Below are 14617 nucleotides of genomic sequence, written 5' to 3' on the forward strand. Positions count from 1 at the left end.
CATGCAGGAATTCCTCATACCGGCAAAACCCGATCTCCAGGCGGCGCGTGAGAGCTGGCTGAAGATGCTGGCGCGCGAACGCCGGCTGTCGCCGCAAACCGTCGAGGCCTATGAGCGCGATTCACGCCAGTTCCTGCACTTCCTTACCGGCCATATCGGCGGACCGCCCGGCATTTCCGATATCTCGGACCTGCGCCCGGCCGATCTGCGCGGCTTCCTCGCCGCTCGCCGCAATGCCGGTGCCGGTGCACACACGCTTGGCCGCGGATTGGCCGGCATCCGTTCGCTGCTGCGGTTCCTCGAACGACGAGGCCTGGCCAATGCGGCTGGTGCGGCTGCCTTGCGCGCGCCGCGCCAGCCCAAATCGCTGCCCAAGCCGCTGACGGCGAGCGATGCCAGGCACGTGGTCTCCGTCGAGGGTCAGCTGGCTGAAGAGCCCTGGATCGCTGCCCGCAATGCCGCCGTGCTGACGCTGCTCTACGGCTCGGGCCTGCGCATTTCGGAAGCGCTTGGGCTGGCCGGGGCCGATCTGGCATCGGAGGCCGACACCGTGCTGCGCGTCACCGGCAAAGGCGGCAAGACGCGGCTGGTGCCGGTGCTGCCGGTGGCGCTCAGGGCAATCGCCGAATACCGCAGGCTCTGTCCCTACCATCTCGATCCCAAGGGCTTGCTGTTTCGCGGCGCGCGCGGCGGCCCGCTCAACCCGGCCATCATCCAGCGCGACATGGCGAAACTGCGCGCGGCGCTCAACCTGCCTGACACCGCGACGCCGCATGCCTTGCGCCATTCCTTCGCCACCCATTTGCTCGGCCGTGGCGGCGATCTGCGCACCATCCAGGAACTCTTGGGCCACGCCAGCCTGTCGACGACGCAGATCTACACCGGTGTCGACACCGCAAGACTGCTGGAAATCTACGAATCGGCCCACCCCAGGGCCTGAACCCTTCAATTTTGCCGTCCCGATTAACGGTTTTGCCGCTTTTCGGTCCTAGGAATGGGATCATGAAACGCATCATCGCCATCGCCGACCGTGCAGCTTCCGTCTCGCTGAAACTGCTTGTCGCGCTCAACGTGCTGTTTTTCCTGTCCTTCCTTGCCGTGCTGCTGTTCGCCGCCGGCAGGGCGCACGCGGAAGTCCCGACCTGTACCGGCGCCGACATGCTGTCGGCCTTGCAGAAGGGTAGCCCTGCCACCTACGACAAGATCGAGGCGGAGGCAGCGGCCACGCTCAATGGCAAGGGCCTGCTGTGGAAGCTGGAAAAATCAGGCGAACAGCCATCCTACCTGTTCGGCACCATGCACATGACCGATCCGCGCGTGACCACGCTGCCGGCCTATGCGCAGAAGGCCTTTGACGCCGCCGGCACCCTCATCATCGAGACCACCGACGTGCTCGACAAGCAGAAGATGATGGCGGCGATGCTGAAGGAGCCGGACCTGATGATGTTCACCGACTCCACGACGCTGTCGTCATTGCTGTCGCCGGACGAAGCGGCGGCCATGAACGCCGCGCTCGACGCGCGCGGCATCCCGCCGGCAACGGTCGCCAAGATGAAGCCATGGATGCTGTCGGCCATGATGGCGCTTCCAGCCTGCGAACTCGCCCGCCAGGCCGGCGGAGCGCCGGTGCTCGACGTCAAGCTGGCGGAGAGCGCCAAGGCGGCCGGCAAGCCGGTGGAAGGATTGGAAACGGCCGAGAGCCAGCTCCGCGCCATGGCCTCGCTGCCGCTCGCCTTCCACATGAAGGGCTTGGTCGACACGCTGAAGCTGGGCGACAAGGTCAACGACATCAACGAGACCATGATCGTGCTCTACCAGCGTGGCGACACCGGCATGTTCTGGCCGCTGTTCCGCGCCGCCATGCCCGACGAGCAGGACGATCCCGCGGGTTATGCCGCCTTCGAGGAGACCATGATCACCAGCCGCAACAAGGTGATGGTCGACCATGCCGGGCCGATCCTGGCCAAGGGCAACGCCTTCATGGCGGTCGGCGCGCTGCATCTTCCCGGTCCAGAGGGACTGGTCGAGGATTTCCGCAAAGCCGGCTATACTGTCACCGCCGTCAATTGAGTCGGATGGCAGCGGAGGCCCGCAAACGCCGCGTTTCCGGCGTTTTCCTCCGCTAGCGTGAAACCCAATCAACGGTTGCGCGTTGATGGATGTTGATTGACCATTTTCATTTTCCCGGAGGACACGTTTATGGCGAACACACCAAATCCAAACGATCCGTACAATTCGTCCACCAATGCCCCTCGGCCGAGCGGCGGTGGCGGCAGCCCTTGGCTGATTGCGCTGGTCGTCGTTATTCTGGCGATAGTCGCGTATTACGTTTTCGGAAGAAGTGGCCAGCACCCGGCACCCGCCGAGCCGCCAGCGGCCAGCACACCGGCCCCGGCGCCCGCGCCGGCTGAACCGATGAAGCCCGCCGAACCGGCCAAGCCAGCCGCCCCGGCTCCCGCGCCTGCACCAGCGCCTGCGCCGGCCCAGTAAGCGGCTCGATATCAAAGACGAACGGCCCGCTGAAAGGCGGGCCGTTTTTGTTTGGTAATGACCGTTGGGAGCCTTGGCGCCAAGCCACCCGCGCGTCGTCATCCTCGGGCTTGACCCGAGGATCCATGCCGCAACCTCGGCCGAGGAATGCAGCGGAGCAGAATTCCGCACCGCGGGAGCGCTCTAAAATCACGGCATGGATCCCTTGGGCTGCGGAGCAGCTCCAGGGGTCCACGCCGCGTCGCTTCGCTCCTTGCTCCGCCATAGGACGACGAAGCGTTGGGCACCCTCAGATATGGATCGGCTTGAAGAACGTCGCCAGCGCCGCTTCCTTCACCGCTTCCGACATCGTCGGATGCGCGTGGCAGGTGCGCGCCAGGTCTTCCGACGAGCCGCCGAACTCCATCAGCACCGCCGCCTCGTGGATCATCTCGCCGGCGCCGAAGCCGACGATATGGACGCCTAGCACGCGGTCGCTCTGCTTGTCGGCCAGGATCTTCACGAAACCGTCGGTGTGTAGCATGGCGCGCGCGCGGCCATTGGCGGTGAAGGGAAATTTGCCGACCTTGTAGTCGATGCCGGCCTTCTTCAGCTCTTCCTCGGTCTTGCCGACCGAGGCGATCTCCGGACTGGTGTAGACCACGCTCGGAATGACCTCATAGTTCACATGGCCGGCCTGGCCGGCGATGGTCTCGGCCACCGCCACGCCCTCGTCCTCGGCCTTGTGCGCCAGCATCGGCCCGGCGATGACATCGCCGATGGCATAGATGCCGGGAACATTGGTCCTGAGATGGCCGTCGGTCTTGACCCGGCCGCGCTCGTCGACGTTGACGCCGGCTTCCTTCAGACCGAGGCTATCCGAAAAGGCGCGGCGTCCGGTCGAGATCAGCACCACGTCGGCATCGATCGTTTCGGCGGCACCGCCCTTGACCGGCTCGAAAGTGACGGTCGCGCCCTTCTTGGCCTTGGTGACGCCGGTGACCTTGGCGCCGAGCTTGAACTCAAAACCTTGCTTGGAGAGCAGCCGCTGGAATTGTTTCGACACCTCGCCGTCCATGCCGCCCAAAATGGTGTCGAGGAACTCGACCACGGTGACCTTGGCTCCGAGCCGTGCCCAGACCGAGCCGAGCTCGAGCCCGATGACGCCGCCGCCGACCACCACCAGATGACCAGGCACCTTTTCGAGCGACAGCGCACCGGTCGACGACACGATGATTTTCTCGTCGAAATCGACCTTGACGCCCGGAATGCCGGCGACATCGGACCCGGTGGCGATGACGATGTTTTTGGTCTCGATCTCCTCGACCTTGCCGTCCTCGCCGGTCACCGAGACCTTGCCGGCGCCAACCACCTTGCCGGTGCCCCGGAACGCATCGATCTTGTTCTTCTTGAACAGGAAGGCGACGCCGTTGACGTTGGACGACACCGTCGCGTCCTTGTGCGCCATCATTTTCTTCAGGTTCAGCTTGGGTGCCGGAATCTCGACACCGAGCGTGTCGAAGGAATGGCCGGCCTCGGCGAACATCTCGGAGGCATGAAGCAGCGCCTTGGACGGGATGCAGCCGATGTTGAGGCAGGTACCGCCGAAGGTCGCGTTCTTCTCGACCACCGCGACCTTCAGCCCAAGCTGTGCCGCCTTGATGGCGCAGACATAGCCGCCCGGTCCCGAGCCGATGATAACCACGTCATAAGCCATGTTTGTTTCCCTTTTGCTTGGGGCTCAGCGGCCGCCGCTGACATTCAGGATCGCGCCCGTCGTATAGGACGCGGCATCGGATAAAAGATAGAGGACCGCACCGGCGACTTCGTCCGCCGTTCCTGCCCTTTTCATCGGCAGCAGATCGCGGAACCGTTCTATCCGGTCCGGCTGGCCTCCGGAGGCGTGGATGTCGGTGTCGATGATGCCCGGCCGCACCGCATTGACGCGAATGCCCTCCAGCGCCACCTCGCGGGCAAGCCCGATGGTGAAGGTGTCGATGGCGCCCTTGGAGGCGGCATAGTCGACATATTCGCCCGGCGAGCCCAGCGTCGCCGCCGCCGACGAGATGTTGACGATCGCGCCGCCCGACCCGCCATGCCGCGTCGACATGCGCTTGACCGCCTCGCGGGCGCACAGGAACGAGCCGACGACATTGATGCGCATCATGCGCTCCAGCCGCGCGACATCCATCTCGTCGACGCGCGCCTTGACGTCGACGATGCCGGCATTGTTGACGAAGGCGTCGAGCCGGCCAAAGGCGCGGTCGACGGCGCCGAACATGGCCACGATATCGGTTTCCTTGCCGACATCGCCCCTGACGGCAACGGCTTCGCCGCCGCCGTCCCTGATTTCGGCGACCAGCGCATCGGCGGCGGCCTTGTTGGAGGCGTAATTGACCCCGACGCGATAGCCCGCCTCCGACCCCAGCCGGCAGATGGCGGCGCCGATCCCGCGGCTGCCGCCGGTGACCAGCAGCACTTTTTGCGTCGCGCTCATTCCTGGCATCCCTTCATCGCGAACACATCCGACGGCACTTTCGAAAAACCGCTGCCGCCATAGGCCCGGGATTGCCGCAACGCCGGCCCGAGATCGGGCAGGATCAGCGTCTTCGGCGCCTCGACGCCCTCGGCCGGCAAAAGCCCGATATTGCCCTTGTCGTCGGACGTGTAGACGACGCCGTTCCACAGCGTGCAGGCGGCAAGCTCCTCGCCGGTGACATCGCCTTCCGGACATTTGTACATCAGCGCGCCGTTAGGCCGCGATACGTCCTGGGTCCACATGACGATGCCGTTCAGCACGACATTGTTGTCGAGGACCAAGCGAAACCTGTTGGTGACGGTGGCCGACGTGCCTGTTGGGGTGAAGTCGATCTCCGCGCCGCTCTGGCTGTCGCCGTAAACGGCAAGCTCGGTTGGACAGGCGGCATGGGCATTTGCAACAGCCGCGAGAATGCCGGCCACCAGCACGACCGGTCTGGCGAGCCCAGGCAAAAGGGCCATCATTGGCCAGCCCTGCCGCAACCCGCCATCCGACCGCCTCAGAGATCGAGCACCAGCCGCTCGGGATCCTCCAGGCTTTCCTTGACACGCACCAGGAAGGTTACGGCTTCCTTGCCGTCGACGATGCGGTGATCGTAGCTGAGCGCCAGGTACATCATCGGTCGGATCACGATCTGGCCGCCGACCACGACCGGGCGCTCCTGGATCTTGTGCATGCCGAGAATGCCCGACTGCGGCGCGTTGAGGATCGGCGTCGACATCAGCGATCCGTAGACACCGCCATTGGAGATGGTGAAGGTGCCGCCCTGCATATCCGCCACCGACAGCTTGCCATCACGTGCGGCAATGCCGAGCCGGCCGATATCCTTCTCGATCTCGGCGATGGACATCTGGTCGGCATCGCGCACGACCGGAACCACGAGACCCTTTTCGGTGCCGACCGCGACGCCGATATGGGCGTAGTTCTTGAAGATGATGTCGGTGCCGTCGATCTCGGCATTGACCGAAGGGATTTCCTTCAGCGCGTGCGTGACGGCCTTGGTGAAGAAGCCCATGAAGCCGAGCTTCACGCCGTGCTTCTTCTCGAACACGTCCTTGTATTTGGTCCTGAGCGCCATCACGGCCGACATGTCGACCTCGTTGAAGGTGGTCAGCATGGCTGCGGTCGACTGCGCTTCCTTCAGCCGGCGCGCGATGGTCTGGCGCAGCTTGGTCATGCGCACGCGCTCTTCACGCGAAGCATCGTCGCCCGACGACGGCGCCCGGACCGCAACCGGGGCCGGCGCCGCTTTTGGCGTTTCGGCCGGCTGCGACGGCGCGCCCTTGGAGATGGCGTCGAGCACATCGCCCTTCAGCACCTGACCGCGCTTGCCCGAGCCGGAAAGCTGGTCGACCGACAGATTGTTCTCGGCGATCAGCTTTGCCGCCGCCGGCGCCGGCGGCATGGTGCGCGGCTCGACCGGGCCGGCGTCGCCTGCAACTTTGGCGGTCTCTGCCGCGGCCTGCTTGGTGGTCTGCGCCGCGTCGGGGCTCGAAGCCTGCGCCACGGCTTGCGGCCTGGTCGCGGGAGCAGCCGCCCCACCGCCCGAAATCGACCCTAGCAGCGCGCCGACGCCGACCGTCTCACCCTCTTTTACAGAGATTTCGCCGAGCGTGCCGGCGGCGGCGGCGGGCACCTCCACAGTCACCTTGTCGGTCTCGAGCTCGACCAGCGGCTCGTCGGCGGCAATGGCATCGCCGACCTTCTTGAACCATTTGCCGACGGTCGCTTCGGTGACGGATTCGCCAAGGGTGGGAACGCGGATTTCGGTAGCCATTGTGCCTGTCCGTTCTTTCGCTTCAGTTCTATTCGCCCAATTCTGCTTATTCGCCGAGCGCGTCTTCGAGTAACGCGGCGAGCTGGGCAAGGTGCTTCGACATCAGGCCGGTCGCCGGCGACGCGGCCGCCGGACGGCCGGTGTAGCGCACCCGCTGATGCTTGGCGTCGATATGTGCCAGCACCCATTCCAGATACGGGTCGATGAATGACCAGGCGCCCATGTTCTTGGGTTCCTCCTGGCACCACACCATCTCCGCATTGCGGAAGCGTGACAGCTCCGTGATCAGCGCCTTGGCCGGGAACGGGTAGAGCTGTTCGACGCGCAGCAGGTAGATGTCGTTGATGCCGCGCTTCTCGCGCTCCTCATAGAGGTCGTAGTAGACCTTGCCCGAGCACAGCACGACGCGGCGAATCTTGGAATCCTTGGTCAGCTTGATCGCCTGGTTGGGCAACAGCTGGGCATCGTCCCACAACAGCCGGTGGAACGAGCTTTCGCCCGAGATTTCCGGCAGCGTCGACACCGCCCGCTTGTGGCGCAGCAGCGACTTCGGCGTCATCAGGATCAGCGGCTTGCGGAAGTCGCGCTTCAGCTGCCGGCGCAAGATGTGGAAATAGTTAGCCGGCGTCGTGCAGTTGGCGACCTGCATATTGTCTTCGGCGCAAAGCTGCAGGAAGCGCTCCAGCCGGGCCGAAGAATGTTCCGGGCCCTGGCCCTCATAGCCATGCGGCAACAGGCACACGAGGCCCGACATTCTGAGCCATTTGCGCTCGCCCGACGAGATGAACTGGTCGAACACCACCTGGGCGCCGTTGGCGAAGTCGCCGAACTGCGCTTCCCACAGGGTCAGCGCCTTCGGCTCGGCCAGGCTGTAGCCATATTCGAAGCCCAGCACCGCTTCTTCCGACAGCATCGAGTTGATGACTTCGTACCCGGCCTGCGCCGCCGACAGATTGTTGAGCGGGATGTAGCGGGTTTCGTCGCGCTGATCGTAAAGCACGGAATGACGCTGCGAGAAGGTGCCGCGTTCCGAATCCTGCCCCGACAGCCGGATCGGATTGCCGTCGAGCAGGATCGCGCCGAAGGCCAGCGCCTCCGCCGTCGACCAGTCGATGCCTTCGCCGGACTCGATCGCCTGGCGCCGATTCTCGAGGAAGCGGATGATCGTCTTGTGCGCTTCGAAATCCTTCGGCACCTCGGTCAGCTTCTTGCCGATTTCCTTCAGCGTCTTGACCGGCACGGCGGTCTTGCCGCGCCTTGTCTCGTCCTGATTGTCGGCCGTGCGCAGGCCCGACCAGGCGCCGTCGAGCCAGTCGGCCTTGTTGGGCTTGTAATGCTGGCCGACTTCCCATTCGGCTTCCAGATGCGTGCGCCAGTCGGCCTTGAGCTGGTCGAGCTCGGCCTGGGTGATGTGGCCTTCCGCGATCAGGCGCTCGCCATAGATCTGCACCGTCGTCTTATGGGTGCGGATGTTGCGGTACATGAGCGGCTGGGTGAAGGCCGGCTCGTCGCCCTCATTGTGGCCGAACCGGCGGTAGCAGAACATGTCCACGACCACCGGCTTGTGGAACTTCATGCGGAACTCGATCGCCACCTTGGTGGCGTGCACCACGGCTTCCGGGTCGTCGCCATTGACGTGGAAGATCGGCGCCTCGATCATCTTGGCGACGTCGGACGGATAGGGCGACGAGCGCGAGAAGCGCGGATTGGTGGTGAAGCCGATCTGGTTGTTGATGATGAAATGCAGCGTGCCGGCGACGCGGTGGCCGCGCAGGCCCGACAGGCCGAGGATTTCAGCGATCACGCCCTGGCCGGCGAAGGCGGCGTCGCCGTGCAGCAAGAGCGGCAACACCTTGGCTCGCTCTTCCAGTGGCACGATTTCCTCGCGGCCACGGCCGAACAGGGAATCCTGCTTGGCGCGCGCCTTGCCCATCACCACGGGATCGACGATCTCCAGATGCGAGGGGTTGGCGGTCAGCGACAGGTGCACCTTGTTGCCGTCGAACTCGCGGTCCGACGAGGCGCCGAGATGGTACTTCACGTCGCCCGAGCCTTCGACCTCGTCGGGGGCTGCGGAGCCGCCCTTGAACTCGTGGAAGATGGCGCGGTGCGGCTTGGCCATCACTTGGGAAAGCACGTTGAGGCGGCCGCGATGGGCCATGCCGAGCACGATTTCCTTCAAGCCCAACTGGCCGCCGCGCTTGACAATCTGCTCCAGCGCCGGGATCAACGATTCACTGCCGTCGAGACCGAAGCGCTTGGTGCCCTTGTACTTGACGTCGATGAACTGCTCGAAGCCTTCCGCCTCGACCAGCTTCTGCAGGATCGCCTTCTTGCCGGTGGCGGTGAACGAAATCTCCTTGTCGGCGCCCTCGATACGCGCCTGGATCCAGGCCTTTTCCTCGGGATCGGAAATATGCATGAACTCGACGCCGAGCGTCGAGCAATAGGTGCGGTTGAGGATTTCCAGCATCTGCCGGATGCTGCCGAATTCGAGCCCGAGCACATTGTCGAGGAAAATGGGCCGGTCGTAGTCGGCTTCGGTGAAGCCGTAATTCTCCGGCGACAGCTCGTTATAGTCTTCGAGCTTTGCAATGCCGAGCGGGTCGAGATTGGCGTGCAGATGGCCGCGCATGCGGAAGGCGCGGATCATCATGATGGCGCGCACCGAATCGCGCGTCGCCTGGTGCACATCGGCGTCGGACAGCACGACACCGTTGGTGACCGCCTTGTCCTTGACCTTCTTTTCCAGGTGCTTTTCGACGATGCCCCAATTGCCGTCGAGCGCCGACACCAATTCGCCATTGGCCTGCAGCGGCCAGGAGGGTTTGGCCCATGAGGCGCCCTTGGCGTTCCTGCGCACATCGCCGGCATCGTCCTTCAGTCCGGCGAAGAACTCCTGCCACTCGGGATTGACCGAGGCGGGATCGTCCTCATACGCCGCGTAGAGCGCGTCGATGTAATCGGCATTGCCGCCATAGAGGAAAGAGGTAAGCGAGAATTGGTCGTTGGCCTGATCTTGTCGTGCCATTTTGTCCGCGGAGCCTGGCTCCGTCTCCTTTTTTTGGGGAGTGAGTAGTCAGTAGTCAGTAGAGAAATGGATGTCTCTCATTTGTTCACCGCTCAGTTTTTTCACTACTCACTATTCACTACTCACTTAGCCCTTGATCGCCTCGACCAGCGTCGTGCCAAGCCGCGCCGGCGAGGGCGAAACCTTGATGCCGGCCGATTCCATCGCCGCGATCTTGTCTTCGGCGCCGCCCTTGCCGCCGGAGATGACCGCGCCCGCATGACCCATGGTGCGGCCGGCCGGCGCGGTGCGCCCGGCGATGAAGCCCGCCATCGGTTTCCTGCGGCCGCGCTTGGCCTCGTCCTTGAGGAACTGCGCGGCGTCTTCTTCGGCCGAACCGCCGATCTCGCCGATCATGATGATCGACTTGGTCTCATCGTCGGCGAGGAACATCTCGAGCATGTCGATGAACTCGGTGCCCTTGACAGGATCGCCGCCGATACCGACGGCGGTGGTCTGGCCGAGGCCGACATTTGTGGTCTGGAACACGGCCTCATAGGTAAGTGTTCCCGAGCGCGAAACAACGCCGACCGAACCCTTGCGGAAGATGTTTCCGGGCATGATGCCGATCTTGCATTCGTCGGGGGTGAGCACACCCGGACAGTTCGGTCCGATCAGCCGCGAAGTCGAGCGGTCGAGCCGCGCCTTGACCTTGACCATGTCCATCACCGGAATGCCTTCGGTGATGCAGACGATCAGCGGGATCTCCGCCTCGATCGCCTCGATGATGGCTTCGCCCGCGCCCGCCGGCGGCACGTAGATGACGGAGGCGTTGGCGCCTGTCCTTTCCTTGCCTTCGGCGACCGTGGCAAAGATCGGCAGGCTCTCGCCCTTCGCGCCGGTCCAGGTCTCGCCGCCCTTCTTCGGGTGGATGCCGCCGACCATCTTTGTCCCGTGATAGGCCAGCGCCTGCTCTGTGTGGAACGTGCCGGTCTTGCCGGTCAGGCCCTGCACCAGCACCTTGGTGTTCTTGTCGACGAGAATGGACATCGGAGCCCTTTCTAAAAACCGTTGATCGAGGAAGGTGAGACGCGCCGGTAGACGCCACTCACCATGTCTTGCCAGTCATCGTTGCCGGCAGGTTTGAAATGTAATCGCATGCGGTAGGTGTCGGCATCGTCGAAAATATAGGTCACGCGCGCAAAGCCGCGCGGCGATGACCGCTCCAGCACCAGTTCGTTGCCGTTCCACATACCCGTGGCAGGCGACAACGGCACGAAGCCCATCGAATCGAACTGGTGCATGGTCACGACGCCGTTCTGGTGGTCGACGCCGAATACGGTGTGCGAACCGAACGAAATCGTGCCGTCGCGACGCTGACGATAACGCTGCACCACGAATTGGCCGCCGAACTCCGCTTCCGCCAAAACTTCGCTGGTCGCCGTGTCGCCATCGGCCCATTGCGTCTCCGCCACCTCTTCCTCGCCGCGCCACGCGCCGACCAGCGCCTGCAGGCGCTGGTGGTCGGCCGAGAGCGAAGAGAAGGACGCCGCGTTCATGGATCAGAGCCGCTTCAGATCGGTGACGGTGAGATCGCTCTTGGCATTGCCGGTGTTGAGCGTCGTCGCCGGCTCGAACATCAGCACCACGGGCTCTGCGGTGAGCGAGCGCGGCCGGTGCTCGACACCGCGCGGCACGACGATGAAATCGCCCTCGCCGAGCTCAACCTGACCATCGCGGAAATCGATGGCGATCCTGCCGCGCAGCACGAGGAAGGCTTCGTCCTCATTGTCATGCGCGTGCCAGTCGAAGGCCTCGCCGAACTTGGCGACCTTGGCCTGGCTATCATTGACGTCGCCGGCGATATGCGGATCGAACACCTCAGTGATCGTTTGATCCGCCGCCTCGACCAGATTTATCTTGCGCGGAGGCACCGTCTCAGCCCTGCACCGCCGCAACGATCTTCTTGGCCGCGTCATCAAGATCATCGGCGGACACGACGTTCAAACCGCTGTCGTTGATGATCTTCTTGCCGAGCTCGGCATTGGTGCCTTCCAGGCGCACGACCAGCGGCACTTTCAACCCGACTTCCTTGACCGCTGCAATCACGCCCTCGGCAATGATGTCGCACTTCATGATGCCGCCGAAGATATTGATCAGGATGCCTTTGACGGCCGGGTCCCTGGTGATGATCTTGAACGCCGCCGTCACCTTCTCCTTCGAAGCGCCGCCGCCGACATCGAGGAAGTTGGCGGGCTCGGCGCCATAGAGCTTGATGATGTCCATCGTCGCCATGGCAAGGCCGGCGCCGTTGACCATGCAGCCGATATTGCCGTCGAGCGCGACATAGGCGAGATCGTATTTCGACGCCTCGATCTCCTTCTCGTCCTCTTCGGTGGTGTCGCGCAGTTCCATCAGATCGGGGTGGCGGAACAGCGCGTTGTTGTCGAACGACACTTTCGCATCGAGCACGCGCAGGCGGCCGCTCTTCATCACGATCAGCGGGTTGACCTCGAGCAGGCTCATGTCCTTCTCGACAAAGGCCTTGTAGAGGATCGGGAACAGCGTGCCGCCATCCCTGGCCGCGTCGCCGTCGAGCTTCAGCGCGCCATTGAGCGCCTTCACGTCGTCCGCCGTAACGCCCTTCTCCGGGTCGATGGCGACGGTGATGATCTTTTCCGGCGTGTCATGCGCGACCGCCTCGATGTCCATGCCGCCCTCGGTCGAGACGACGAAGGCGATGCGGCCGACCGAGCGGTCGACCAGGATCGAGAGATAGAGCTCGCGCTCGATGTCGGCACCGTCCTCGATATAGAGGCGATTGACCTGCTTGCCGGCCGGGCCGGTCTGCTTGGTGACCAGCGTGTGGCCGAGCATCTCGTTGGCGTTGGCCACCACCTCGGCGACCGACTTCGCCAGCCGCACGCCGCCCTTGGCGTCGGGGCCGAGCTCCTTGAATTTGCCCTTGCCGCGGCCGCCGGCATGGATCTGGCTCTTCACCACGTAGAGCGGGCCTGGCAGCGCTTGTGCCGCGGCTTCCGCCTCGCTTGCCTTGAACACCGGCACGCCTTCGGCCACCGGCGCGCCAAAGCTCTTCAGCAGCGCCTTGCCTTGATATTCATGGATGTTCATCGGGAACTATCTCCAGGTCGGTTGCCGGGGGTGATGTTTTGGCGGGTTACTTCGAGGCGAGCTGCGGCGCGATCTTGACACAGGCCTCGGTCAGGCCCTGCACGGTCGCCACCGAAGCCTCGAACATCTTCTGCTCGGCCTTGTTGAGGTCGATCTCGATGACGCGCTCGACACCGCCGGCGCCGATGACCACGGGCACGCCGACATAGGTGCCCTTGACGCCATATTGGCCCGAGAGGTGCGCCGCGCAAGGCAGCACGCGCTTCTTGTCCTTTATGTAGGATTCGGCCATCTGGATCGCCGACGCCGCCGGCGCGTAGTAGGCCGAGCCGGTCTTCAAGAGGCCGACGATCTCGGCGCCGCCGTCGCGGGTGCGCTGCACGATCTGGTCGAGCTTTTCCTTCGAAGTCCAGCCCATCTTGATCAGGTCGGGAAGCGGAATGCCCGACACCGTCGAATAACGGATCATCGGCACCATGGAATCGCCGTGGCCGCCAAGCACGAAAGCGGTGACGTCCTCGACGGAGACCTTGAATTCCTCGGCCAGGAAATAGCGGAAACGCGCGCTGTCGAGCACGCCGGCCATGCCCACCACATGAGTCTTGGGCAGGCCCGAAAACTTCTGCAGCGCCCACACCATGGCGTCGAGCGGGTTGGTGATGCAGATGACGAAGGCCTTCGGCGCGTACTTCTTCAGCCCGGCGCCGACCTGCTCCATGACCTTCAAATTGATGCCCAGCAGGTCGTCGCGGCTCATGCCCGGCTTGCGCGGCACGCCGGCGGTGACGATGCACACGTCCGCACCCTCGATGCCGGCATAGTCATTGACGCCGGTCAGCCGGGAATCGAAGCCATCGACCGGCGACGACTGCGCTATATCGAGCCCCTTGCCTTGCGGGATACCCTCGGCGATATCGAACAGGATCACGTCGCCGAGATCCTTGAGGCCGATCATGTGGGCGAGCGTGCCGCCGATCATGCCAGAGCCGATAAGCGCTATCTTGTTGCGTGCCATGTGAGGATGATTTCCCTTTGTCTGTGACGCGCCAACACGGCGTCGAGGAAGAGGCCGGAATGCTGCGGGGACCGCGAATTTCGCCGCACCCAATAGCTCCGGTGTGGAATAAATTCAAACGATTATTTAGACCCCTGCATTTTCAATCGGTTAGAGTGTTTGGGACTTACGTAAACGTCAAAATTTGTAAGCCAACTTGGGAGAATTTACACGATGACGGTCGAGATCAGAAGGCTCAATCCCGGCGATGACACCCTTGTGATGCGGGTTGCCGACGAAGTGTTCGACGAGCCGGTGCGGCTCGATCGCCTTGCCAGCTATCTCGCGCAATCAGGCCATTTCATGATCGTCGCCCTGGCCGGGGACGTTGTCGTCGGCCAATGCGCGGCGGTCATCCACCGCCACCCGGACAAGCCGACCGAACTTTATATCGACGAAGTCGGGGTCTCGCCGGCCTTTCAGCGCCGGGGCATTGCGCGCAAAATGCTGGACGCCATGTTCGCGCTCGGCCGCGAGCATGGCTGCGAGGAGGCCTGGGTCGGCACCGAGCCGGACAATCTGCCAGCCCGGGCGCTTTATGAAGCGCGCAAGGAACCGCATGACGAGGCGAAGAGCTTTGTGATGTATGTTTACGGGCTGTAGATTTTCTAAGCTGGCGCGAAGGAACGCGGCTTC

Annotated in this window: 13 protein-coding genes; 3 read left to right on the plus strand and 10 right to left on the minus strand. The window is 63.7% G+C overall.

From position 1 onward, the window contains the following. Position 1: 1 nt before the first annotated feature. A complete protein-coding gene (locus FJ941_RS26590; RefSeq protein WP_140510310.1) occupies positions 2-940 on the plus strand; it encodes a tyrosine recombinase XerC in 939 nt (312 codons plus the stop codon). 62 nt (positions 941-1002) lie between these two features. Continuing rightward, positions 1003-2070 (plus strand): TraB/GumN family protein, encoded by a 1068-nt coding sequence (locus FJ941_RS26595; RefSeq protein ID WP_140510312.1) that lies wholly within the window; start codon positions 1003-1005, stop codon positions 2068-2070. A 709-nt stretch (positions 2071-2779) separates the two neighbouring features. Here the strand turns inward: FJ941_RS26595 and lpdA are convergent. From lpdA to mdh, 10 genes are all read right to left on the minus strand, one after another. Further along, the gene (gene lpdA, locus FJ941_RS26605; RefSeq protein ID WP_140510316.1) at positions 2780-4186 is read right to left on the minus strand and encodes a dihydrolipoyl dehydrogenase; all 1407 of its coding nucleotides are present in this window, start codon (positions 4184-4186) and stop codon (positions 2780-2782) included. 24 nt (positions 4187-4210) lie between these two features. Further along, entirely contained in the window at positions 4211-4966 is a 756-nt protein-coding gene (locus FJ941_RS26610) for an SDR family oxidoreductase (RefSeq protein WP_140510318.1), read from the minus strand. Continuing rightward, complete coding sequence (locus FJ941_RS26615) at positions 4963-5472, minus strand: hypothetical protein (protein ID WP_140510320.1); 510 nt, start codon at positions 5470-5472, stop codon at positions 4963-4965. The genes FJ941_RS26610 and FJ941_RS26615 overlap by 4 nt, the downstream gene beginning before the upstream one ends. A gap of 35 nt (positions 5473-5507) precedes the next feature. Further along, entirely contained in the window at positions 5508-6785 is a 1278-nt protein-coding gene (gene odhB / locus FJ941_RS26620) for a 2-oxoglutarate dehydrogenase complex dihydrolipoyllysine-residue succinyltransferase (protein WP_140510322.1), read from the minus strand. Positions 6786-6831: 46 nt separating this feature from the next. Next, positions 6832-9816 carry a 2-oxoglutarate dehydrogenase E1 component gene (locus FJ941_RS26625; protein WP_140510324.1) on the minus strand — a complete coding sequence of 995 codons (2985 nt, stop codon included), beginning with the start codon at positions 9814-9816 and terminating at the stop codon, positions 6832-6834. A gap of 126 nt (positions 9817-9942) precedes the next feature. Next, positions 9943-10845, minus strand: a complete 903-nt coding sequence (gene sucD, locus FJ941_RS26630; protein ID WP_027145554.1) for a succinate--CoA ligase subunit alpha — start codon at positions 10843-10845, stop codon at positions 9943-9945. An 11-nt stretch (positions 10846-10856) separates the two neighbouring features. After that, entirely contained in the window at positions 10857-11354 is a 498-nt protein-coding gene (locus FJ941_RS26635; RefSeq protein ID WP_140510326.1) for a DUF1579 family protein, read from the minus strand. A 3-nt stretch (positions 11355-11357) separates the two neighbouring features. After that, positions 11358-11729 carry a cupin domain-containing protein gene (locus FJ941_RS26640; protein ID WP_140510328.1) on the minus strand — a complete coding sequence of 124 codons (372 nt, stop codon included), beginning with the start codon at positions 11727-11729 and terminating at the stop codon, positions 11358-11360. A 4-nt stretch (positions 11730-11733) separates the two neighbouring features. Next, entirely contained in the window at positions 11734-12927 is a 1194-nt protein-coding gene (gene sucC, locus FJ941_RS26645; protein WP_140510330.1) for an ADP-forming succinate--CoA ligase subunit beta, read from the minus strand. Positions 12928-12973: 46 nt separating this feature from the next. Next, positions 12974-13942 (minus strand): malate dehydrogenase, encoded by a 969-nt coding sequence (gene mdh, locus FJ941_RS26650; protein ID WP_140510332.1) that lies wholly within the window; start codon positions 13940-13942, stop codon positions 12974-12976. A gap of 213 nt (positions 13943-14155) precedes the next feature. On the opposite strand from mdh, the gene FJ941_RS26655 reads away from it, so the two are divergent. Further along, positions 14156-14584: a GNAT family N-acetyltransferase gene (locus tag FJ941_RS26655; protein WP_140510334.1), complete on the plus strand. Its 429-nt coding sequence runs from the start codon at positions 14156-14158 to the stop codon at positions 14582-14584. Positions 14585-14617 lie beyond the last annotated feature (33 nt).

This window comes from Mesorhizobium sp. B2-3-13, assembly GCF_006442195.1.
Classification (GTDB): Bacteria; Pseudomonadota; Alphaproteobacteria; order Rhizobiales; family Rhizobiaceae; genus Mesorhizobium; species Mesorhizobium salmacidum.